Genomic DNA, 21,088 nt, shown 5'->3' with positions numbered 1-21,088 from the left:
GCCGCGGCGGGACCGGTCAGCGGCGGGATCGGTCAGCGGCGGGATCGGTCAGCGGCGGGATCGGTCAGCGCGCCGGCGGCAACGCGGTGCGCACGACGGCGGCGAGCCGCTGTGCGACCGCCCGCGCGGCGGCGTCGGTGCCCGCCTCGACCATCACCCGCACGAGGGGTTCGGTGCCGGACGACCGCAGCAGCACCCGACCCTCGTCACCGAGTTCCGCCTTGGCCAGGGCGACGGCCCGCAGCAGTTCCTCATTGGTGTCCACCTGTGTCCGGTCGACGCCACGCACGTTCACCAACACCTGGGGCAGCCGGGTCATCGCCTTGGTGAGCTCGCCGAGCGGTTGTCCGGTCTCGGCGACCCGGCCCAGGATCCGCAACGCCGTCAACAACCCATCGCCGGTCGTCGCGTGGTCCAGGAACACCACGTGCCCGCTCTGCTCACCGCCGAGCACGTAGCCTCCGGCGCGCATCGTCTCCAGCACGTACCGATCTCCGACGGGTGTAGTGACGACGGTGATACCGGCCTCCCGCATCGCGTGGTGAAAGCCCAGATTCGACATCACGGTGACCACCACCGTGTCGTCGACCAGCTCACCCCGCTCGGCCAGCGCCAGAGCACACATCGCCAGGATCTGGTCGCCGTCGACGACCTCACCGGTCGCGTCCACGGCGAGGCAACGGTCCGCGTCGCCGTCATGGGCGATGCCGACGTCGGCGCCGTGCGCCACGACCGCGGCACGCAGGCTGTCGAGATGGGTGGCACCGCTGCCGTCGTTGATCGCTATCCCGTCGCCGTCGGCGTGCAGCGCGACGACGTCGGCTCCGGCCGCCCGCAGCACCCGAGGGGCCAAGGTGGAGGCGGCGCCCTGGGCACAGTCGACGACGACCCGCAGGCCGTCGAGCGGCACCGGCAGCGTGGCCAGCAGATGCGCCGCATACCGGTCGAGGAGAACCGGTTCGTCGCGGACCCGACCGACGTCGGCGCCGACGGGACGGCGGCTGGGAGGTAGGGCCATCCGCCGCTCGATGGCATCCTCGACCTCGTCGGGCAGTTTGAGGCCGCCGGCGGCGAACAGCTTGATGCCGTTGTCCGGCATCGGGTTATGGCTGGCGGAGAGCATGACGCCGAACATCGCGCCGCTGGCCGCGACGGCGTGAGCCACCGCGGGCGTGGGTGCCACCCCGATCCGGGCCACGTCGGCACCGGAGGCCGCGAGCCCGGCGACCACCGCGGCCTCCAGGAACTCCCCGGAGGGCCGCGTGTCCCGGCCGACGACCACTACCGGCTTACCGCGGCCGGAGGGCCCGCTGGTCCGGTTCGGCCCAGCGAGGACCTCGACCGCCGCGGAAGCCAGCGACAACGCCTGCTCCGCGGTCAGATCGATGTTGGCGACACCTCGGACGCCGTCGGTGCCAAAGAGCCTCACCATTGAGGTCTCCCTCGTCGAAGATCGTGGCGGAGACCGAGGGGGGCACCGGTGGCACCGATCCCCTCCGGGAGCACGCCTCCGGGGGCACGCCCGCGAAGGGGATCCAAGGTCAGCGCTTGCTGTACTGCGGAGCCTTGCGGGCCTTCTTGAGCCCGTACTTCTTACGCTCCTTGACCCGAGCGTCACGGGTCAGGAAGCCGGCCTTCTTCAGGGTAGGCCGGGACTCCTCCTCCGCCAGCGTCAACGCGCGGGCGAGGGCGAGCCGCAGCGCACCGGCCTGCCCGGAGACGCCGCCGCCGTGCAGCCGGGCGACGATGTCGTACGACTCCATCCGATCCAGTGCCTTGAGCGGCTCGTTGACGAGCTGCTGGTGCACCTTGTTCGGGAAATACTGCTCAAGCGTGCGCCCGTTGAGCGTCCACTGCCCGGTCCCCGGGAGCAGACGCACCCGGACGACCGCCTCCTTGCGCCGCCCGGTGGCGCGGGGATTGCCCTGTACGTCGGTCACGACAGCCACGTCGCGTTCCTTCCTCGGTTGATGCGTGGTTCCCGGGGCCGATACCGCCGGGCGGGAAGAGCCCGCCCGGCGACCGGCTCAGGAGGTCCGCGGCTACTGCGCGACCTGGATGATCTCGAACGGGGTGGGCTGCTGCGCCTGGTGCGGGTGAGTCGGACCCGCATAGACCTTCAGCTTGGTCCCCTGGGCTCGGCCGAGCTTGTTCTTCGGCAGCATGCCCTTGATCGCCTTCTCGACGATGATCTGCGGACGGGTGTCGAGCAGCTCCCCGTAGGAGGTGCTGCGCAGACCGCCCGGGAAGCCGGAGTGCCGGTGGTACTGGGCCTGCTCCCGCTTGTTSCCGCTCAGGGCGACCTTACCCGCGTTGATCACGACGACGAAGTCGCCGGTGTCGATATGCGGAGCGAAGTACGGCTTGTGCTTTCCACGCAGGAGCGTGGCGGCCTGGGTCGCCAGCCGACCGAGCACCACGTCGGTGGCATCGATGACGTGCCACACACGCTGGACATCCGCGGGCTTGGGCTGGTACGTGCGCACAGGTCTGCCTTCTCGTTCGGACGATCCCGCCAGGAGACTCCCAAGGGGCCTCTCGCGGATCTCGTCAAGAATGTGGAGCGCGCAGACGGGACGTGTCACGCGCAGCAGTCTTTGAGGTTACCAGGCGATCGGAGCGGTCCACCGGGGGGGCACGGAAGGCTGGAGTATCGGGAGTACGGGAGTACGGGAGAGCACCGGGAGTACGGACATGCAGTCGGTCCGGCCACCGACCATGGACACCTGACCGCGCTGAATCCCGCCGACAACCTGGCTATTCTCACCAGGATGACGGAGATGGGCAGCGGGCGATCTGACGGGCGCGAGGGGCCCGGGGCCCCCGGGCACGAGGGGCCGACCCCGCTGTCCGGAGGCGCCTGCCATGATCGGGCGTCTCCCGCGCCTGCCGAGGGCCGTCGGTCGGCCGGCGCGTCGAAGGGCGCGTCGGAGGGCGGCGGTCCGGCCTGCCGGGGAGGCACCACGKGCCCGACAGCGGCGACGATTCCCCGCCCGGGTGGCGCGCACCCCGACCTCGACGGCTGGACTCCCCCGGCCGACGATCCCCTGTTCGGGGGGTCCCGGACGTACTCGTTCTCGCCGAAGCCGACCTCCCTGCGGATCACGCCGCCCGACACCACGCCGCCCGACGTAACACCGTCCCCGACCACCACGAGCTTGAGCACGGGGCCAGCCGGGACCGGCGCCGCATCCGTGCCGCCGTCCGGTCCGACCCGCTATGAGCGCCCGGCATCCCGTCCACGGGACTCGGACACGCCGGCCTATCCGGGTGTCTCCCCACGCCCGGGTGTCTTCCCCGACACGGATGCCGTTACCGGCGGTCCCACCCTCATCGGTGAAACCGGCGAATCCCACCCACCCCCCGCGGCTGACAGCGGATTCGGCGACGGCGATCCGGTCGACGGCGATCCGATCAACGGGTCGGCACCGTCCGCCACCGCCGCATCGAGCGCCCGTGGCGCGTACCCGCCGAGGTGGGGGCGGAGCACTCAGGACCAGGCCGGGGACCGTGGGGTCCGCAGCGCTCGGCGGCTGCTGGCCGGCGTCGCCGGGGCCGTCCTCGTCCTCATCGCGGCGGTCGCGGTCGTGGCGGTGCGCAGCGGGGACAACGGGCGCAGCGGGGACAACGGGAACAAGACGCCCACCACCCGGCAGACGCTCCCACCGATCCCGGCAGGCTTCCTCGACAGCGCGACCCTCGACTCCGATCCGGTGACCGCCAACGAGTTCTTCTCCGACGAGCAGGTCGAGGCCGAAGGACGGAACTACCGACGGCTCGCCCGCAAACTGGACAACAGCTGCCCGGATCTCACTGGTGATCTGGTCACACAGCTCAAGGACCGGCGCTGCCGGCAGGTGGTGCGGACGCTGTTCCTCAGCACCCCGAGGGACGGCGAACGCCAGGTGTTGGCCGGCGTCACCGTCTTCGTCCTCGACAAGCTCGCCACCGCCAYCGCCACCGCGGACATCCTCAACCAGGGACGCGGTGGCATCGTGCCCCTCCCCGTCCCGGCCAACTCGATTCCGAACGCGCGGATCACCGGCCCGGGTGGGAACAACTCGTGGCGGGGCGCGATCACCCGCGGGCACTACCTCATCTACACGCAGGTCGCCTACACCGACGGCACCCAGGGTGCGGGGATCGATCCCGCGCTGCGGAACGCCCAGACCGATCTGAGCACGCTCGCGACCGAGCCCATCGGAGACCGAGCAGTACTCGGCCACGGTCCGCGCCACTGACTCACCGGCGACCACTGACTCACCGGCGACCACTGACTCACCGGCGACCGGGGCCCCCTCAACCGGACGGCGTGGGGGGAATCCGGACGGCCCGGGTGACCTCGGCCCGGGCGGCCAGCTCAGGATCGGGCGGGTAACGCACGTCCACCAGCGTCAGGCCGTGTGCCGGCGCCACGGTGACGGCGGGGTCCCGGACACCTCGGTGCAGCACCGCCGCGGGCCATTGGGGCGGCTTGCGGCCCTCCCCGACGGCGAGCAGGGCGCCGACCAGCGCCCGGACCATGGAGTGGCAGAAGGCGTCGGCCTCGACGTCGGCCACGACGACCCCCTCAGGCCGGCGGAGCACATCGAGGCGCAGCAGCGTACGGACGGTCGTCGCGCCTTCCCGGCGCCGGCAGAACGCGGCGAAGTCATGCTCGCCGACCAGGAACAGCGCCGCCGCCGCCATCGCGGGCACGTCGAGCGGACGAGGCCAGGCCAGGGTGTCGAAGCGCCGCAGGGGTTCGGCTCCATACGGAGCGTCGGTGATCCGATAGACGTAGCGGCGGGAGAGCGCGGAGAATCTGGCGTCGAAGCCGGGCGGTGCCGGGGCGAGCCCGATGATCCGCACGGCCCGGTCCAGGACACCGTTCAGCCGCCGCGCGAGGCCGCCGAGCGGCACGTCGTCCGGGAGATCAACGTGCGCTACCTGACCGACGGCGTGGACACCCGAATCGGTCCGTCCGGCGACGGTGAGCCGTACCGCCGGCAACCGCGCCACCCGCATGAGGGCGTCCTCCACATCGCCCTGCACGGTGCGTTGGCCGGGCTGGCGGGCCCATCCCGCGAACGGCGTCCCGTCATAAGAGAGGTCCAGCCGCAGCCGAACCAGCCCGTCGGTCATCATCATCACCGGCGGGCAGCCGCCTCGCGACCCGCGGGACGACGTCCCGCGGAAACTCCCGGATCGGACATCTGCCTCTCCCCCGTGCAAGCGACGACGCGGCGGTGCGGCGGCACTAAAACGAAAGCCCGCCGCCCATGATGGGCGGCGGGCCTGCGCGGATCTACTCCAGGACGCGAGATTCGGCCAAAGATTTCGGCCTTCGGCCCGGATCTCAGTTTGCGGAGTTCTGCTCCCCGGCGCCGGAGTCGTCCCCGATGCCGGAGTCGTCCGTCTGCGCGGTCGTCGGCTTGCCGGCGGCCCCTTCGGCGGGGGTCTCCGCCGGCTCCGCGGCCTCGACTGCCACAGCAGCCGCGGTTGGCGACTCCTGGGCCAGCTCCTCCGCAGCCTCCACGGTGGCACCGGTGGGCTTGCGACGAGCCTCGAAACGGGTGCCCCGCGCCCGCTCGGCCTCACTGACGGCCTGCTGGCCGACGGTCAGCGCCTCGACCAGCTCGATCCGGGCCAGCGGGGCGTTGTCACCCTTCCGGTTGCCGATCTTGACGATCCGGGTGTAGCCACCGTTCCGGTTCGCGTAGCGCGGACCGATCTCGGTGAACAGGGTGTGCACGACCGAGTTGTCGCGTACCTGGCGCATGACACGCCGGCGGGCGTGCAGGTCCCCCCGCTTGGCGAAGGTCACCAAACGCTCGGCGTACGGACGCAGCCGCTTGGCCTTCGCCTCGGTGGTGGTGATGCCGCCGTGCTCGAACAGCGCGGTGGCGAGGTTGGCCAGCAGCAGCCGCTCATGTGCGGGGCTGYCGCCGAGCCGGGCGCCCTTGGTTGGCGTGGGCATGATGAGTGCTCCTCGTTCCTTTCACTGTCCTGCTGGTCACCGGCCTAGCCAGGCTGCCCGCCCGAAGGACGCGGCTCTCGCCACCGGAGGGTCGCCGAGGGCCCCCGCCGGAAGCGGAGGCCCTCGTGGAGATCAGTACTGCTCGGTCTCGATGAACTCCGCGCCGTCGTCGGACGGGTCGGAGAACGACGGGCTGTACGCGTCGGTGCCGTAGGTGTCCACCGCCTGGCGCGGGTCGAACCCGGGCGGGGAGTCCTTGAGCTGCAGGCCCATCGCGCCCAGCTTCGTCTTGACCTCATCGATCGACTTCTGCCCGAAGTTACGGATGTCGAGCAGGTCGGCCTCGCTACGGGAGACCAGCTCGCCGATCGTGTGGATGCCCTCGCGCTTGAGGCAGTTGTAGGAGCGGACGGTCAGGTCCATCTCCTCGATGGGCAGCGCAAGGTCGGCCRCCAGCGCCGCGTCCGCGGCGGACGGGCCGATGTCGACGCCCTCCGCCTCGGCGTTGAGCTCCTGAGCCAGCCCGAACAGGCCGACCAGGGTCTTGCCGGCGCTGGCCATCGCGTCTCGCGGGGAGATCGACGGCTTGGTCTCGACGTCAACGATGAGCCGGTCGAAGTCGGTCCGCTGCTCGACGCGGGTCGCCTCGACCTTGTAGGTCACCTTCAGCACCGGCGAGTAGATCGAGTCGATCGGGATCCGCCCGATCTCCTGGCCGGCCTGCTTGTTCTGGGCCGCGCTGACATACCCGCGCCCCCGCTCGACGGTCAGCTCGATCTCAAGCTTGCCCTTGTCGTTCAGAGTGGCGAGYCGCAACTCGGGGTTGTGCACCTCGACGCCCGCCGGCGGGGCGATGTCCGCCGCCGTGACCTCGCCGGGGCCCTGCTTGCGCAGGTACATCACGGTCGGCTCGTCGTTGTCGGAGCTGACGACCAGTTCCTTGAGGTTCAGGATCAGGTCGGTCACGTCCTCCTTGACGCCGGGCACGGTGGAGAACTCGTGCAGCACGCCGTCGATGCGGATGCTGGTGACCGAGGCACCTGGGATGGAGGACAGCAGGGTCCGGCGCAACGAGTTACCGAGGGTGTAGCCGAAGCCCGGCTCCAGCGGCTCGATCACGAAGCGTGAACGGAACTCGGAGATCGGGTCTTCGATGAGGGTGGGACGCTGAGCGATCAGCATGAGAACGTCCTTCCGACCACGGCGACCGCCATATGACGCCGTGTGGTGCGGGCCCCCTGACGGGAGCCGGTGGGCGGAACATCGGTCCATTCCACCCACGGGTGGTGTCCGGGCGGAGGCCCGCCCGGACTCCAGTGTGCTCCGCCCCTGGCTGCGGGGACGACGCCGGTAGATTTTACTTGGAGTAAAGCTCGACGATCAGCTGTTCCTGCACCTGGGTATCGATCACCTGYCGCGCCGGCAGCGAGTGCACCAGGATCCGCAGCTGGCTCGGGATCACCTCCAGCCAGGCTGGAACGGCCCGACCCTGACCCGCGGTCTCCCGGGCCACGATGAACGGGGTGAGCTCCCGGGCCTTCGGCGCGATCTCGACGATGTCGTTCTCGCTGATCCGATAGCTGGGGATGTCGACCTTGCGGCCGTTCACCTGGACGTGGCCGTGCCGGACAGCCTGACGGGCGGCGTCCCGCGAGGGTGCGAAGCCACCCCGGTACACGACGTTGTCGAGCCGCGACTCAAGGATCTTCAGCAGCTCGTCACCGGTCTTGCCGGCCCGGCGATTCGCCTCGTCGTAGTAGCCCCGGAACTGCTTCTCCAGCACGCCGTAGATCCGGGCGCACTTCTGCTTCTCGCGCTTCTGCAGCAGGTACTCGGAGTCCTTGGTGCGGCCACGGCCGTGCTCGCCCGGCGGGTAGGGCCGGATCTCGATCGGGCACTTCGGGGTGTCGCACTTGCTGCCCTTGAGGAACAGCTTGGTCTTCTCGCGGCGGCAACGCTTGCAGTCCGCGCCGGTGTAACGGGCCATCTAATCCTTCTCTCTCGTTTCCTGGCGCGAACTCGAACACGACGCCACGACACCGGCCGGCGTGGAGCCCCGGCCACGGCCGCCTCGCCGCATGGTCACACCCTGCGCCGCTTGGGCGGGCGGCAACCGTTGTGYGGGGTCGGGGTGACGTCCTGGATCGCACCGACCTCGAGCCCCGCGGCCTGCAGGGAACGGATCGCGGTCTCCCGGCCGGAACCCGGGCCCTTCACGAAGACATCGACCTTGCGCATCCCGTGCTCCTGCGCCTTGCGGGCCGCGTTCTCGGCCGCCATCTGGGCGGCGAAGGGCGTGGACTTGCGGGAGCCCTTGAAGCCGACATGACCCGCCGAAGCCCAGGAGATCACGTTCCCGGACGGGTCGGTGATGGAGACGATCGTGTTGTTGAACGTGCTCTTGATGTGAGCGTGTCCGTGGGCGACGTTCTTCTTTTCCTTGCGCCGGACCTTCTTGGCGCCGGCTGCGMGCGTCTTGGGAGGCATATTCGCGTGTGGTCTCCGTGTACGAGGTCGTCGATCAGTGGTCGGCGGCAGACCCGAACGGTCCGCCGGGGACCCTGACTACTTCTTGCCAGCCTTCTTCTTGCCGGCGATGGCGCGGCGCGGGCCCTTGCGGGTGCGCGCGTTGGTGTGCGTGCGCTGGCCGTGGACGGGCAGGTTACGCCGGTGACGGAGCCCCTGGTAGCACCCGATCTCCATCTTGCGGCGGATGTCCTGCTTGATCTCCCGGTTGAGGTCACCCTCGACCCGGTAGTTCGCGTCGATCCAGTCGCGCAGCCTGACGATCTCTTCCTCGCTCAGATCACGAACACGCGTGTCCGGGTTGACCGCGGTGGCGGCGAGGGTGTCTCGGGAGCGGCTGCGGCCGATTCCGAAGATGTAGGTCAGAGCGATCTCAACCCGCTTCTCGCGGGGAAGGTCGACGCCGGAGAGGCGTGCCATGAACGGATGTTTCCTTCCTGCGGCCGGAGGTCTCGGGCGATGCCGTCCCGGCCGGCGCCGGGCCGGGCGGGCCCCGGCCTCCGACCGGGGGTGGGTCGTCCCGAAGAGGACGCCTGGCATCGCTTGGATGCGGTGGGCCGCATCTCGGCGGGCGGCACGTGCTGTGCCACCCGCCGGGACGAGGCGCACCCGTCAGGACATCAGCCCTGACGCTGCTTGTGACGAAGGTTGTCGCAGATGACCATGACTCGCCCGTGGCGACGGATCACCTTGCACTTGTCGCAGATCTTCTTGACGCTGGGCTTGACCTTCACGGCTGTTGCGGACCTCCTGCGCAGCCGCGGGCCGCGCGTGGCGATTGAGTGGAGCTACGGGCGAGTGAGAAAAGATCGACTACTTGTAGCGGTAGACGATGCGGCCGCGGGACAGGTCGTAGGGCGAGAGCTCGACCACGACGCGGTCCTCCGGCAGGATCCGGATGTAGTGCTGGCGCATCTTCCCGCTGATGTGGGCGAGAACACGATGACCGTTCTGGAGCTCCACCCGGAACATCGCGTTCGGGAGCGGCTCCACCACACGGCCTTCGATCTCGATGGCCCCGTCCTTCTTCGGCATGTCCTCCGCTGTCCTGACGTCGACTATGGGACGGCGGCTCGGCCGCGACCGGTCGGCCCCCCGAAATGTCCGGAAAAGCCCAGGTCAGAGGCTTGAACTACCCCGAGAGGAGCCCGAACCCACCAACCACACTGCCACCGACCGCAACTGCCATGGACAGGACTGCTATCGACACGGTGGAGCACACCGGCGTGAGAAGACCGCCAGCTAAAGAGTGTACGCTGCGACCCCCGTCAAGGGTCAACACGACCCCCGTCAAGGGCCGACGCGACCGACGCGACCTCAGCCGGTTCAGCCGGTTCAGGACGGGGCGTCAGCCGGCTGCCCGCAGACGACCCCGAGCTMGGCGAGTTTCGCCGCTCCGCCGTCCGGCGCCGTTAGCACCCACGGCCCACGGGGAGTGATTGCCACCGAGTGCTCGGTGTGGGCGGCGAGGCTGCCGTCGCGGGTCACGACGGTCCAGTCGTCGGGGAGCACGGCCGTGTCCGGCGACCCCATAGTGATCATAGGCTCGATGGCCAGCGCAAGGCCCTCGATCAGCCGGATGCCACGGCCAGGCCGGCCGTGGTTGAGCACGTGGGGGGGCTGGTGCATCTCGCTGCCGATGCCGTGGCCGCCGTAGTGGTCGACGATCCCGTAGCCATGTGGACGGACATGCCGCTCGACGGCGGCGCTGATGTCGGTGAGCTTTCCGCCGAGCTGGGCTGCGKCGAGGCCCGCCCACAGCGCGCCCTCGCACGTGTCGATCATCGCGAGAACCTCCGGGGCGACCTCACCGACCGGCACGGTGATCGCGGCGTCCCCGTGCCAGCCGTCCACGATCGCCCCGCAGTCRATCGAGATGATATCGCCCTCGCGCAGCACCCGCTTGCGGGTGGGGATGGCGTGCACTACCTCGTTGTTGACCGAGCTGCAGATCGAGGCCGGATACGGCGGCTGGGCATAGCCCTTGAAGGACGGGATACCGCCGTCGTCCCGGATCGTCTTCTCGGCAAGGGCGTCCAGCTCGGCCGTGGTGACCCCGGGGACGACCGCGYCACGCAGCCGCGCCAGCGTCTTCGCGACGAGCAGGCCAGCAACCCGCATCTTGGCAATCTCTGCCGCCGTCTTGATCTGGACGTGCTCTCGTCGCGCCACGCTCGTCGCCCCGGTCCGTGTTCGTGTTGTGTCCGTTTCCGATGCTAGCCGCCGACCCCGCAGGACGTGCTCCAACGATCTTCCGCGAAAAGCACGGGAGTCACGTTCGGCCTGGTCCGCGCCCGGACCAGGCCGACGGGTTCAGTCGCCGTAGTGCCGCAGGGCGTCGAGCGCGCGGTCGGTGACGTTATCCACCGGTCCGGTGGCGTCGATACCGATCAGGATGCCCTTTTCGGCGTAGTAGGCCACCAGCGGCGCCGTCTGGTCCGCGTAGACCTCGAGCCGATGGCGGACCGTCTCCGACCGATCGTCGTCGCGCTGGAACAGCTCGCCACCACACCGGTCACAGACGCCTTCGACCGACGGCGGGTCGAAGTCGATGTGCCAGATGTGACCGCAGTTCCGACAGGTGCGCCGACCGGACAGCCGGCGCACCACCTCGTCGTCGTCGACGACGAGCTCGAGCACCACGTCCAGACGGGTCCCCATGCCATCGAGCATCTGCCCGAGCACCTCGGCCTGCGGGACGTTACGAGGAAAACCATCGAGCAGGAATCCCTTGACCGCGTCGTCCTCGGCCAAGCGGTTGCGGACCATACCGATGGTGATCTCGTCCGGTACGAGATCACCGGCATCCATGAAGGTCTTGGCCTTGACGCCCAGTTCGGTTCCCTGTCGCACGTTCGCCCGGAAGATGTCCCCGGTGGAGATCTTAGGGATCGACCGCGCCTGGGCAATGAACGCGGCCTGGGTGCCCTTTCCGGCACCGGGCGGCCCGACCAGTACGAGGCGCACTACCGGAGGAAWCCTTCGTAATTGCGGAGCATGAGCTGGCTTTCGATCTGCTTCACGGTTTCCAGCCCAACCCCCACCATGATCAGGACCGACGTGCCCGCGAAGGGGAACGGCTGGTCCTTGGTCAGGTTCAACAGTGCCAACGGAAGGACCRTGATCACGCCAAGGAACAGCGATCCCGGGAGCGTGATCCGGTCGAGTACATGTTTGAGGTACTCCGCCGTCGGGTTCCCCGGCCTGATCCCGGGGATGAACCCACCATACTTCTTCATGTTGTCCGCGACCTCCGTTGGGTTGAAGGTGATCGCAACATAAAAATAGGTGAAGAAGATGATGAGTGCGAAGTATGTCACCAGATAGAGTGGATGGTCTCCCCTGGAGAGATATCTTTGCTCGAAGTCCTGGAAGCTCCGGTTGCTCCATACCTGCCCGGCGAGTTGAGGGAGCTGCAGCAGCGAGGACGCGAAGATGACGGGGATGATCCCGGCCTGGTTGACCTTGATCGGCAGGTAGGTCGACGTCCCGCCGTACATCCGCCGCCCGATCAGGCGTTTGGYGTACTGGACCGGGATGCGACGCTGAGACTGCTCGACGAACACGACGAACACGACGATCGCGAGACCGAGCAGGAGCACCAGGCTAAACACCACACCGCCGGCGACCTGGAGGATGCGTCCGCCCTCGGAGGGAAGCCTTGCCGCGATCGAGGTGAAGATCAGCAGCGACATGCCGTTACCGACCCCCCGGGTGGTGATCAACTCACCCATCCACATGATGACCGAGGTACCCGCCGTCATCGTGATGACAATCGTCGCGATCCGGAACAGGCTCGTGTCCGGGATGATGGCGGCCGAACAGCTGGGGAACAGCCGGCCGCTGCGGGCCAGCGCCACGATGCCGGTGGCCTGCAGAAGACCGAGGGCGATCGTCAGGTACCGGGTGTACTGCGTAAGCTTCTGCTCGCCCGAGCTGCCCTCCTTCTTCAGCTGCTCCAGCCGAGGGATCACCACAACGAGCAACTGAATGATGATACTCGATGTGATGTACGGCATGATGCCAAGCGCGAAGATGGACAGCTGCAGCAGAGCCCCACCACTGAACAGGTTGATCAGCGAGTAGACGTTGCTGCTGTCGGCACTCGCCGAGTCCAGGCAGGTGTTCACTGCGGACGTCGAGACACCCGGCGACGGCATGACGCTGCCGAACCGGAACAGCATCACGATACCGACGGTGAACAGCAGCTTCTTGCGCAGGTCAGGCGTGCGGAATGCCCGCGTGAAGGCGGTGAGCACGGCTCCTCCTGCTGGGATTGCGGACCGACGGGAAGTGGACATCCTGCCCGGTGCGGATCGCCTCCCCCGGCCGGTCGCCGAGGTCGGTTAGGCGACTGTAACAGGACACCCGGCCCACTCGTCCCGACATCACCATGGGTAAGCGATGGTGGACGGCAAGAGACGGCTGACGCCGAGGCGCACGGCCGTCTGGCGAGGGGTCCGGACGGGCGGGGCCGGGGTGGGAGCGGGGTGACATGGCCCACACCCCCACCCATGCTCTCAGCTCTGTGTGACGCTCCCGCCGGCAGCGGCGATCTTCTCCTTCGCGGAGGCCGAAAACGCGTCCGCGCTCACGTGCAGCGCGACGTTGATGTCACCGTTGCCCAGCACCTTCACCGGCGACTTGCCMCGCACCGCGCCCCTGGCCGCGAGGTCGGCCTTGGTGACCTCACCACCCTGCGGGAACAGTTCCGCGAGGGTGGYGACGTTCACGACCTGGTACTCGACGCGGAACCGGTTGCGGAAGCCCTTCAGCTTGGGCAGGCGCATGTGCAGGGGCATCTGGCCACCCTCGAACCGGGCGGGCACCTGCTTGCGGRCCTTCGAGCCCTTGGTGCCCCGTCCGGCGGTCTTGCCCTTGGAACCCTCACCGCGACCGACGCGGATCTTGGACTTATGGGCGCCGGGGGCTGGCCGGAGGTGGTGCACCTTCAGACCGCGGCCACGGACGACCGGCGCCGAGCCGGCCTCGGTGCCCACGCCGGTGGCGCCGGTGTCGTCACCGGCGTCGGTCTTCGTCAGTTCGGCCATGGCTAGGAGTCCACCTCCTCGACCCGGACAAGATGGGTCACAGTTCTAATCATCCCGCGAATCTCGGGACGATCATCACGGACGGTCGTCGCGTTGATCTTCCGCAGACCAAGGGTACGCAGCGTGGCCCGCTGGTTCGAGGTACCACCGATCCCCGACCGGATCTGCGTGATGCGCAGCTTGGCCATCAGACGCTGGCTCCCGCCGCACGGGCGCGCAGCATGGCCGGCGGAGCGACATCCTCCAGCGGCAGGCCGCGACGGGCGGCAATCTCCTCGGGACGCATCAGGCCACGCAGAGCGGCGACCGTCGCGTGCACGATGTTGATCGGATTCGATGAGCCGAGCGACTTCGAGAGCACGTCGTGCACACCGGCGCACTCCAGCACGGCACGGACCGGACCACCGGCGATGACCCCGGTACCGGGCGAGGCGGGCTTGAGCAGCACGACGCCGGCCGCCTCCTCGCCCTGCACCGGGTGCGGAATCGTCGAACCGATCCGGGGCACCTTGAAGAAGTGCTTCTTGGCTTCTTCGACGCCCTTGGCGATGGCGGCCGGAACCTCCTTGGCCTTGCCATAGCCGACGCCCACGGTCCCGTCCGCGTCACCGACCACAACGAGCGCCGTGAAGCTGAACCGGCGTCCGCCCTTGACAACCTTCGCCACGCGGTTGATCGCGACAACCCGCTCGACGTAGGCGTTCTTCTCCTGCGCCGGGCCGCTGCCCGACCGGTCCCGGCGTTCCCGACGGTCCGAGCCGCCGGAGCCGCCGCCGCGGCGCTGCTGGCCTGGCATCTACAACATCTCCCTGTTCTGGCTGTACTGGCGGTAAAGGCTGGACTGACTGTAAAGGCTGGGGGCAGTCATCAGAAGTCCAGCCCGTTCCCCCGCGCCGCGTCCGCGAGCGCGGCGATGCGGCCGGAGTAGGTCCGCCCGCCGCGGTCAAACACGACCGCGGCGATCCCGGCCGCCTTCGCGCGCTCGGCGACCAGGGCGCCGACCTTGCGGGCCTGCTCGGTCTTGTCCCCCTCGCCGCCGCGCAGCGACACGTCCAGGGTGGACGCCGACGCCAGCGTGTGGCCGGCGACGTCGTCGATGACCTGGGCGTAGATGTGCCGCGAGGACCGGGTGACGACGAGCCGTGGGCGAGACGGGGTGCCCGCCACCTTCTTGCGCACCCGGACGTGCCGACGGAGCTTCGCGGTCCGTCGACGCGAGCTGGCGCCGAGGCTCACTGCCATGATCTATCTCCTACTTCCCGGTCTTCCCGACCTTGCGGCGGACGACCTCGCCCTGGTAGCGCACGCCCTTGCCCTTGTACGGGTCAGGCTTGCGCAGCCCGCGGATCTTCGCGGAGACCTCACCGACCAGCTGCTTGTCGATCCCGTGGACCACGAAGCGGGTCGGGGTCTGCACCTCGAAGCGGATGCCCTCCGGGGCCTTGRCCGGCACCGGGTGGCTGTACCCGAGGGCGAACTCCAGGTCGGAGYCCTTGGCCTGGACACGGTAACCGACGCCGACGATCTCCAGGGTCTTCGAGTATCCGGCGGTGACGCCGGTGACCATGTTGGAGACCAGGGTGCGAGTCAGGCCGTGCAGCGACCGGGAGCGACGCTCATCGTCGGGCCGGGTCACGAGGAGCCGACCGTCCTCCGTGTTCACCACGATCGGCTCGGCCACGACGTGGCTCAGGGTCCCTTTGGGCCCCTTGACGGTGATGGTGGCTCCCTCGACGGTGATATCGACACCGCTGGGGACGGGAATGGGCAGGCGCCCGATCCGTGACATCGCTCGCCCTCCTTACCAGATGTAGGCGAGGACTTCCCCGCCCACGCCCCGCTTGCCCRCCTGCTTGTCGGTCAGCAAACCCGACGAGGTGGAGATGATGGCGACGCCCAGGCCCCCGAGGACCTTCGGGAGGTTCGTCGCCTTGGCATAGACCCGCAGACCCGGCTTGCTGATGCGCTTGATCCCGGCGATCGAGCGTTCCCGGTTGGGGCCGTACTTCAGATCGATGACCAGGGTGTGGCCGACGCCGCCAGCCGAGGTCGCGTCCTCGACGTGCCAGCCGGAGATGTATCCCTCCTGCTGGAGGATCTCGGCGATGTGCGTCTTGATCTTGCTGTGGGGCATCACCACGCGGTCGTGGTACGCCCGGCTGGCGTTACGGACACGCGTGAGCATGTCCGCAATCGGATCGGTCATCGTCATGGCTTGACGCCTTTCTCACGGCGGTTCCCGCCAGTGCCGAGGTCGTCCTCGGCCGCCGGGCCTACCGCGATCGGGTGGAGGTGCGGTGGTGGTGCGGTGGAACCGTGCTGCCGGTGCCGCCGTTCCGGCCCCGGTCCGGGGCGCGGTACCGGCCTACCAGGAGCTCTTGGTGACGCCGGGCAGCTCGCCGCGGTGCGCCATCTGCCGCAGGCATACCCGGCAGAGCCCGAAGCCCCGGTACACCGAGCGGGAGCGGCCGCAGCGCTGGCATCGGGTGTAACCCCGGACCGCGTACTTCGGCTTACGGTTCGACTTCTCGATCAGTGCTTTCTTGGCCATCTCTCTAGTTCTCCCGGAAGGGGAAGCCCAGCGCCCGCAGGAGCGCCCGGCCCTCGTCGTCGGTGGTCGCGGTGGTGACGACCGTGATGTCCATGCCCCGAACCCGATCGATCCGGTCGATGTCGATCTCGTGGAAGATCGACTGCTCGGTCACCCCGAAGGTGTAGTTGCCGGCACCGTCGAACTGCTTCGGCGACAGCCCGCGGAAGTCACGGATACGCGGCAGCGCGATGGTGACGAGGCGGTCGAGGAACTCCCACATCCGGTCACCACGCAACGTCACCTTGGCGCCGATCGGCATCCCTTCGCGCAGCTTGAACTGGGCGATGGACTTCTTCGCGCGCCGGACCGCGGGCTTCTGGCCGGTGATGGYCGCAAGATCCCGCACAGCGCCATCGATCAGCTTCGCGTCCCGGGCGGCGTCTCCGACCCCCATGTTGACGACGACCTTGACGACGCCGGGGATCTGCATGACGTTGCGGTAGGAGAACTGCTCCCGCAGCGCCGGGGCGATCTCGTCGCGGTACCGCTGCTTGAGCCGTGGGACCGGGCGAGCGCCAATAGGCCGGCCTTCGATGGTCCGGCCCTCGGTGGTCACAGTCATGGTCTAATCTCGTTTCCCAACTGCTCGACTGCTCGCTCGGCCTACAGCTCGGTACCGGTGCGCCGCGAGACACGCACCTTGGTRCCGTCGTCGTTGATGCGGTAACCGATCCGGGTCGGCTTCCCGTCAGACGGGTCGACGATCATCACGTTGCTCACGTGGATCGGCGCCTCCTGGGTGATGATGCCCCCGGACTGCGAGCCGCGTGTGCCCTGCTGGACGCGGGTGTGCCGGGTGATCCGGTTCGCGCCCTCGACGAGGACCTTGTTCTGCTCCGGATAGGCGCGGATGACCTTACCCTTGAGCCCACGGTCCTTGCCGGTGATGATCTGGACCGTGTCGCCTTTCTTGATCTTCAAAGTGGCCACGGTCACAGCACCTCCRGCGCCAGCGAGATGATCTTCATGAACTTCTTGTCACGCAGCTCCCGGCCGACCGGCCCGAAGATGCGGGTGCCCCGAGGGTCACCACCGTCCYGGATGAGCACCGCCGCGTTCTCGTCGAAGCGGATGTAGGAGCCGTCCGGCCGCCGGCGCTCCTTGGTGGTACGCACCACGACCGCCTTGACCACGTCGCCGCGCTTCACGCCGGCGCCGGGCAGGGCGTCCTTCACCGTGCCGACGATGATGTCGCCGATCCCCGCGTAACGACGCCCAGAGCCGCCGAGCACCCGGATGCAGAGAATCTCCCGCGCTCCGGTGTTGTCGGCGACCCGAAGTCGCGACTCCTGCTGAATCACTTTCCGCTCCTGATCACCCGGTACTACTGATCACCCGGTCCTGCCCGGCCCCGGCGTCCGGGCCAGAACTACTTCACTACTTCGCCTTCTCCAAGACCTGAACGATCCGCCACCGCTTGGTCGCCGACAACGGCCGCGTTTCCATCAGCAGGACGCGGTCGCCGACACCGGTGGTGCCGCTCTCGTCGTGCGCCTTGACCTTCTTGGTACGACGGATCGTCTTGCCGTACAGCGGGTGCTGCACCCGGTCCTCGACCGCGACCACGACGGTCTTGGTCATCTTGTCGCTGACCACGAGGCCCTCGCGGACCTTGYGGAATCCGCGGGCGGGAGCCGCCGCGTCCGTGCTCTGCGAAGCCTCCTGGGAGGCCGTCTCGTCTGTCACTGTCCYCACGCCCGTTCCGACTGCGTCGCGTCATCGTCCGCCGCGCCGGCCGCCACCGCCGGATCGTCGGTGATACCCAGCTCCCGTTCGCGCATGACGGTGTAGATCCGGGCGATGTCGCGCCGCACGGCCTGCAGCCGGCGGTTGTTCGACAGCTGCCCGGTCGCCGCCTGGAACCGGAGGTTGAACAGCTCCTCCTTGGCCTCCCGAAGCTTGTCGACGAGCTCCTCGCCCGACAGGCTCCGCAGCTCGTCCGCGGTAGCGATAGCCATTACGCACCACCTTCACGGACCACGAAACGGCACTTCATCGGCAGCTTGTGGATAGCCCGCCGCATCGCCTCGCGGGCCACCGGCTCCGCGACCCCGGACAGCTCGAACAGGACCCGGCCCGGCTTGACGTTCGCGACCCACCACTCGGGCGAGCCCTTACCAGAACCCATCCGGGTCTCGGCCGGCTTCTTGGTCAGCGGACGGTCCGGGTAGATGTTGATCCAGACCTTTCCACCACGACGGATGTGCCGGGTCATCGCGATACGGGCCGACTCGATCTGCCGGTTCGTCACGTAGKCCGACTMCAAGGCCTGGATCCCGTACTCACCGAACGTGACCCGGGTTCCGCCCTTGGCGGCACCGGTCCGCCCGGGGTGGTGCTGCTTGCGGTGCGCGACCTTCCGGGGAATCAGCATGTCTATTCCTCCGCCTTCTCCGGAGTGTTCGCCACGGCCGCCTCGGCCGGCGCACTCGCCGCCTCGGCCGGCGCACTCGCCGCCGCGGTGGCGGGCTCCGCGACGGGTGCCGTCGGCTCGGTCGCCGCGGCCTCGCCCGCCGGAGTCTCAGCCGGGGCGTTCCCGCCGCCACCACCACGGCCCCGGCGCTCGCCGCGGGCCGCCGCCCGGCCCGCTTCGGTCCCGCCCTGGGTCGTGCCGGACGAGCCGGAACGCGGCCCGCGGCGCGGGCGCTCCCGGCGGGTCTGGCGCTGCAGCGCCTCCTGCGCCTCACGCTCGGCCCGGCTCTGGACGATGTCGCCCTTGTAGATCCAGACCTTCACGCCGATGCGGCCGAAGTTCGTCCGAGCCTCATAGAAGCCGTAGTCGATGTCCGCGCGAAGGGTGTGCAACGGCACCCGACCCTCGCGGTAGAACTCCGACCGGCTCATCTCGGCGCCGCCGAGACGACCCGAGCACTGCACCCGGATCCCCTTCGCGCCGCCCTTCATCGCGGTCTGCATGGCCTTGCGCATCGCCCGGCGGAAGCTGACCCGGCTGGAGAGCTGCTCGGCCACCCCTTGGGCGACGAGTTGGGCGTCGACCTCGGGGTTCTTCACCTCGAGGATGTTGAGCTGCACCTGCTTGCCGGTGAGCTTTTCCAGGTCGCCACGGATGYGGTCGGCCTCGGCGCCACGGCGACCGATGACGATGCCCGGGCGCGCGGTGTGGATGTCCACCCGCAGCCGCCCCTGGGTCCGCTCGATGTCGACCCGGCTGATGCCGGCCCGCTCCATGCCCCGCGACATCATCTTACGGATCTTCACGTCCTCGCCGACGTACGCCTTGTACTGCTTGTCGGCGTACCAACGGGAGGTGAACTCCGAGGTGATGCCAAGCCGGAACCCGTGCGGGTTGACCTTCTGCCCCACTACCGGGCCCTCCTTGTCGTCTTCGCGCCCCGGCCGGCCGCGGAGACCGGCTCCCGGCTCTCCACCACGACGGTGATGTGGCTGGTGCGCTTGCGGATCCGGTAGGCCCGGCCCTGAGCTCGGGGCCGGATGCGCTTGAGCGTCGGCCCCTCGTCCACGTAGACCTCGCCGACCCACAGGGTGGCCGGATCGAGGCTGTGGTTGTTCTCGGCGTTCGCCGCAGCGCTGGCGACAACCTTGTACACGTCCTCGCTGGCCRCCTGCGGAGCGAACCGGAGGATGTCCAGCGCCTCGCCGACCGAGCGCCCGCGCACCAGGTCGACGACCCGGCGGGCCTTCGTCGGCGAGACCCGGACATAGCGGGCCGAGGCCTTCGCCCCGGGAAGACCGGCCCGGGTCAGGCCGTCAACGAGATCGTCAGCCACGGCGTGACCTCCGGTCCTCCTTGACGTGGCCACGGAAGGTCCGGGTCGGGGCGAACTCGCCGAGCTTGTGCCCGACCATGCCCTCGGTGATGAAGACCGGGACGTGCTTGCGGCCGTCGTGCACGGCGATCGTGTGCCCCAGCATGTCGGGGATCACGGTCGACCGGCGCGACCAGGTCTTGATGACGTGCTTGGTGCCCTTGGAGTTCTGCAGATCCACCTTCTTGAGCAGGTGGTCGTCGACGAACGGGCCCTTTTTCAGACTGCGTGGCATGGCTGTGTCTCCTCCTTCCTGCTCAGATCCGATGGGTACGGCTGGTCGGCGGCGCGCTGGTGGCCGACGCGGCCCGGGGCCTGGAGATCACCATTACCGCCGCCTGTTCTGCTTGCGACGACGCACAATGAGCGCGTCGGACGACTTGCGGGTCGCCCGGGTCCGCCCCTCCGGACGGCCCTTGGGATTGACGGGGTGACGACCGCCGGAGGTCTTACCCTCACCACCACCGTGCGGGTGGTCGACCGGGTTCATCGCGACACCGCGCACGGTGGGTCTGCGACCCTTCCAGCGCATCCGGCCGGCCTTACCCCAGTTGATGTTGCTCTGCTCCGCGTTGYCGACCTCGCCGACCGTCGCGCGGCAGCGCACATCCACGTTGCGGATCTCACCGGAGGGYATCCGCAGCTGAGCGTAGGGGCCGTCCTTCGCGACGAGCTGCACACTCGTGCCGGCGCTACGGGCGATCTTCGCACCACCGCCGGGACGCAGCTCGATGGCGTGCACCACCGTGCCGGTCGGGATGTTGCGCAGCGGCAGCGCGTTGCCGGGCTTGATGTCGGCGCCCACGCCGGAACTGACCGTGTCGCCCTGCCTGAGCTTGACCGGCGCGAGGATGTAGCGCTTCTCGCCGTCGAGGTAGTGCAGCAGCGCGATCCGGGCGGTGCGGTTGGGGTCGTACTCGATGTGCGCGACCTTGGCCGGCACCCCGTCCTTGTCCCGCCGGAAGTCGATGACCCGGTACGCCCGCTTGTGCCCGCCGCCCTGGTGCCRGGTGGTGATCCGGCCGTGGACGTTGCGCCCGCCCTTGGAGTGCAGCGGGCGGACCAGCGACTTCTCCGGGTGGTCACGAGTGATCTCGACGAAGTCGGCCACGCTCGCACCACGACGCCCCGGCGTCGTCGGCTTGTACCTACGAATACCCATGGCTTCCTA

32 protein-coding genes are annotated in these 21,088 nt (G+C 68.9%); 1 reads left to right on the top strand and 31 read right to left on the bottom strand.

All coding sequences use genetic code 11. The features are described from left to right. Positions 1 to 64: 64 nt before the first annotated feature. The 3 genes from glmM to rplM all read right to left on the bottom strand — a co-directional run bounded on the left by glmM (position 65) and on the right by rplM (position 2,486). Positions 65 to 1,432 carry a phosphoglucosamine mutase gene (glmM, locus tag Manayef4_RS15065; protein ID WP_011435069.1) on the bottom strand — a complete coding sequence of 456 codons (1,368 nt, stop codon included), beginning with the start codon at positions 1,430 to 1,432 and terminating at the stop codon, positions 65 to 67. 109 nt (positions 1,433 to 1,541) lie between these two features. Next, complete coding sequence (gene rpsI / locus Manayef4_RS15060) at positions 1,542 to 1,949, bottom strand: 30S ribosomal protein S9 (RefSeq protein WP_011435068.1); 408 nt, start codon at positions 1,947 to 1,949, stop codon at positions 1,542 to 1,544. A 93-nt stretch (positions 1,950 to 2,042) separates the two neighbouring features. Next, positions 2,043 to 2,486: a 50S ribosomal protein L13 gene (rplM, locus tag Manayef4_RS15055; protein WP_011435067.1), complete on the bottom strand. Its 444-nt coding sequence runs from the start codon at positions 2,484 to 2,486 to the stop codon at positions 2,043 to 2,045. A 294-nt stretch (positions 2,487 to 2,780) separates the two neighbouring features. On the opposite strand from rplM, the gene Manayef4_RS15050 reads away from it, so the two are divergent. Then, on the top strand, positions 2,781 to 4,241 hold the full coding sequence (locus tag Manayef4_RS15050) for a hypothetical protein (RefSeq protein ID WP_254665667.1): 1,461 nt from the start codon (positions 2,781 to 2,783) through the stop codon (positions 4,239 to 4,241). A 58-nt stretch (positions 4,242 to 4,299) separates the two neighbouring features. On the opposite strand, the gene truA is transcribed toward Manayef4_RS15050, so the two are convergent. From truA to rplB, 28 genes are all read right to left on the bottom strand, one after another. Further along, complete coding sequence (gene truA, locus Manayef4_RS15045) at positions 4,300 to 5,130, bottom strand: tRNA pseudouridine(38-40) synthase TruA (protein ID WP_035940875.1); 831 nt, start codon at positions 5,128 to 5,130, stop codon at positions 4,300 to 4,302. A 208-nt stretch (positions 5,131 to 5,338) separates the two neighbouring features. Next, complete coding sequence (gene rplQ / locus Manayef4_RS15040) at positions 5,339 to 5,959, bottom strand: 50S ribosomal protein L17 (protein WP_070131988.1); 621 nt, start codon at positions 5,957 to 5,959, stop codon at positions 5,339 to 5,341. A gap of 132 nt (positions 5,960 to 6,091) precedes the next feature. Further along, positions 6,092 to 7,141, bottom strand: a complete 1,050-nt coding sequence (locus Manayef4_RS15035) for a DNA-directed RNA polymerase subunit alpha (RefSeq protein WP_070131987.1) — start codon at positions 7,139 to 7,141, stop codon at positions 6,092 to 6,094. Positions 7,142 to 7,316: 175 nt separating this feature from the next. Next, the gene (gene rpsD / locus Manayef4_RS15030; protein WP_011435062.1) at positions 7,317 to 7,946 is read right to left on the bottom strand and encodes a 30S ribosomal protein S4; all 630 of its coding nucleotides are present in this window, start codon (positions 7,944 to 7,946) and stop codon (positions 7,317 to 7,319) included. A gap of 95 nt (positions 7,947 to 8,041) precedes the next feature. Continuing rightward, on the bottom strand, positions 8,042 to 8,446 hold the full coding sequence (rpsK, locus tag Manayef4_RS15025; protein ID WP_070131986.1) for a 30S ribosomal protein S11: 405 nt from the start codon (positions 8,444 to 8,446) through the stop codon (positions 8,042 to 8,044). Positions 8,447 to 8,524: 78 nt separating this feature from the next. Next, positions 8,525 to 8,905 (bottom strand): 30S ribosomal protein S13, encoded by a 381-nt coding sequence (gene rpsM / locus Manayef4_RS15020; RefSeq protein ID WP_011435060.1) that lies wholly within the window; start codon positions 8,903 to 8,905, stop codon positions 8,525 to 8,527. Positions 8,906 to 9,105: 200 nt separating this feature from the next. Then, positions 9,106 to 9,219: a 50S ribosomal protein L36 gene (gene rpmJ, locus Manayef4_RS23115; RefSeq protein ID WP_003956441.1), complete on the bottom strand. Its 114-nt coding sequence runs from the start codon at positions 9,217 to 9,219 to the stop codon at positions 9,106 to 9,108. A 79-nt stretch (positions 9,220 to 9,298) separates the two neighbouring features. Continuing rightward, positions 9,299 to 9,520 (bottom strand): translation initiation factor IF-1, encoded by a 222-nt coding sequence (infA, locus tag Manayef4_RS15015; protein WP_006541558.1) that lies wholly within the window; start codon positions 9,518 to 9,520, stop codon positions 9,299 to 9,301. A gap of 300 nt (positions 9,521 to 9,820) precedes the next feature. Further along, positions 9,821 to 10,657: a type I methionyl aminopeptidase gene (gene map / locus Manayef4_RS15010; RefSeq protein ID WP_070131985.1), complete on the bottom strand. Its 837-nt coding sequence runs from the start codon at positions 10,655 to 10,657 to the stop codon at positions 9,821 to 9,823. A gap of 141 nt (positions 10,658 to 10,798) precedes the next feature. Further along, a complete protein-coding gene (locus Manayef4_RS15005) occupies positions 10,799 to 11,452 on the bottom strand; it encodes an adenylate kinase (RefSeq protein ID WP_011435058.1) in 654 nt (217 codons plus the stop codon). After that, positions 11,452 to 12,744, bottom strand: a complete 1,293-nt coding sequence (secY, locus tag Manayef4_RS15000) for a preprotein translocase subunit SecY (protein ID WP_070131984.1) — start codon at positions 12,742 to 12,744, stop codon at positions 11,452 to 11,454. The genes Manayef4_RS15005 and secY overlap by 1 nt, the downstream gene beginning before the upstream one ends. A 261-nt stretch (positions 12,745 to 13,005) precedes the next feature. Then, a complete protein-coding gene (gene rplO, locus Manayef4_RS14995; protein ID WP_254665666.1) occupies positions 13,006 to 13,536 on the bottom strand; it encodes a 50S ribosomal protein L15 in 531 nt (176 codons plus the stop codon). Between the two features lie 2 nt (positions 13,537 to 13,538). Continuing rightward, entirely contained in the window at positions 13,539 to 13,724 is a 186-nt protein-coding gene (gene rpmD, locus Manayef4_RS14990; protein ID WP_011435055.1) for a 50S ribosomal protein L30, read from the bottom strand. Then, complete coding sequence (gene rpsE, locus Manayef4_RS14985) at positions 13,724 to 14,332, bottom strand: 30S ribosomal protein S5 (RefSeq protein ID WP_011435054.1); 609 nt, start codon at positions 14,330 to 14,332, stop codon at positions 13,724 to 13,726. Before rpsE ends, rpmD begins: the two co-directional genes overlap by 1 nt. A 71-nt stretch (positions 14,333 to 14,403) precedes the next feature. Next, positions 14,404 to 14,778, bottom strand: coding sequence for a 50S ribosomal protein L18 (rplR, locus tag Manayef4_RS14980; protein ID WP_011435053.1), 375 nt, complete (start codon positions 14,776 to 14,778; stop codon positions 14,404 to 14,406). A 10-nt stretch (positions 14,779 to 14,788) separates the two neighbouring features. Then, the gene (rplF, locus tag Manayef4_RS14975; protein ID WP_070131983.1) at positions 14,789 to 15,325 is read right to left on the bottom strand and encodes a 50S ribosomal protein L6; all 537 of its coding nucleotides are present in this window, start codon (positions 15,323 to 15,325) and stop codon (positions 14,789 to 14,791) included. 12 nt (positions 15,326 to 15,337) lie between these two features. Beyond that, positions 15,338 to 15,748: a 30S ribosomal protein S8 gene (rpsH, locus tag Manayef4_RS14970; protein ID WP_070131982.1), complete on the bottom strand. Its 411-nt coding sequence runs from the start codon at positions 15,746 to 15,748 to the stop codon at positions 15,338 to 15,340. A gap of 153 nt (positions 15,749 to 15,901) precedes the next feature. After that, a complete protein-coding gene (locus tag Manayef4_RS14965; RefSeq protein WP_011435050.1) occupies positions 15,902 to 16,087 on the bottom strand; it encodes a type Z 30S ribosomal protein S14 in 186 nt (61 codons plus the stop codon). A gap of 4 nt (positions 16,088 to 16,091) precedes the next feature. Continuing rightward, on the bottom strand, positions 16,092 to 16,691 hold the full coding sequence (gene rplE / locus Manayef4_RS14960; protein WP_070131981.1) for a 50S ribosomal protein L5: 600 nt from the start codon (positions 16,689 to 16,691) through the stop codon (positions 16,092 to 16,094). A gap of 41 nt (positions 16,692 to 16,732) precedes the next feature. Further along, on the bottom strand, positions 16,733 to 17,059 hold the full coding sequence (gene rplX / locus Manayef4_RS14955) for a 50S ribosomal protein L24 (protein WP_011435048.1): 327 nt from the start codon (positions 17,057 to 17,059) through the stop codon (positions 16,733 to 16,735). Positions 17,060 to 17,061: 2 nt separating this feature from the next. After that, entirely contained in the window at positions 17,062 to 17,430 is a 369-nt protein-coding gene (rplN, locus tag Manayef4_RS14950) for a 50S ribosomal protein L14 (protein ID WP_070131980.1), read from the bottom strand. A gap of 76 nt (positions 17,431 to 17,506) precedes the next feature. Further along, positions 17,507 to 17,815, bottom strand: a complete 309-nt coding sequence (gene rpsQ, locus Manayef4_RS14945; protein WP_083282471.1) for a 30S ribosomal protein S17 — start codon at positions 17,813 to 17,815, stop codon at positions 17,507 to 17,509. Continuing rightward, positions 17,812 to 18,087, bottom strand: a complete 276-nt coding sequence (gene rpmC, locus Manayef4_RS14940; RefSeq protein ID WP_070131978.1) for a 50S ribosomal protein L29 — start codon at positions 18,085 to 18,087, stop codon at positions 17,812 to 17,814. Before rpmC ends, rpsQ begins: the two co-directional genes overlap by 4 nt. Next, on the bottom strand, positions 18,087 to 18,503 hold the full coding sequence (gene rplP, locus Manayef4_RS14935; protein ID WP_070131977.1) for a 50S ribosomal protein L16: 417 nt from the start codon (positions 18,501 to 18,503) through the stop codon (positions 18,087 to 18,089). The genes rpmC and rplP overlap by 1 nt, the downstream gene beginning before the upstream one ends. A gap of 2 nt (positions 18,504 to 18,505) precedes the next feature. Next, entirely contained in the window at positions 18,506 to 19,453 is a 948-nt protein-coding gene (rpsC, locus tag Manayef4_RS14930) for a 30S ribosomal protein S3 (RefSeq protein ID WP_070131976.1), read from the bottom strand. Further along, positions 19,453 to 19,878 (bottom strand): 50S ribosomal protein L22, encoded by a 426-nt coding sequence (gene rplV / locus Manayef4_RS14925; protein WP_070131975.1) that lies wholly within the window; start codon positions 19,876 to 19,878, stop codon positions 19,453 to 19,455. Before rplV ends, rpsC begins: the two co-directional genes overlap by 1 nt. Further along, on the bottom strand, positions 19,871 to 20,152 hold the full coding sequence (gene rpsS, locus Manayef4_RS14920; RefSeq protein WP_011435043.1) for a 30S ribosomal protein S19: 282 nt from the start codon (positions 20,150 to 20,152) through the stop codon (positions 19,871 to 19,873). Before rpsS ends, rplV begins: the two co-directional genes overlap by 8 nt. A gap of 93 nt (positions 20,153 to 20,245) precedes the next feature. Further along, positions 20,246 to 21,079: a 50S ribosomal protein L2 gene (gene rplB / locus Manayef4_RS14915; RefSeq protein ID WP_070131974.1), complete on the bottom strand. Its 834-nt coding sequence runs from the start codon at positions 21,077 to 21,079 to the stop codon at positions 20,246 to 20,248. Positions 21,080 to 21,088: the final 9 nt, after the last annotated feature.

The organism is Frankia sp. CgMI4 (genome assembly GCF_001756285.1).
GTDB classification, from domain to species: domain Bacteria; phylum Actinomycetota; class Actinomycetes; order Frankiales; family Frankiaceae; genus Frankia; species Frankia casuarinae.
The sequence above is the reverse complement of the archived record's forward strand: the minus strand, read 5'-3'. Positions and strand labels throughout refer to the sequence as shown.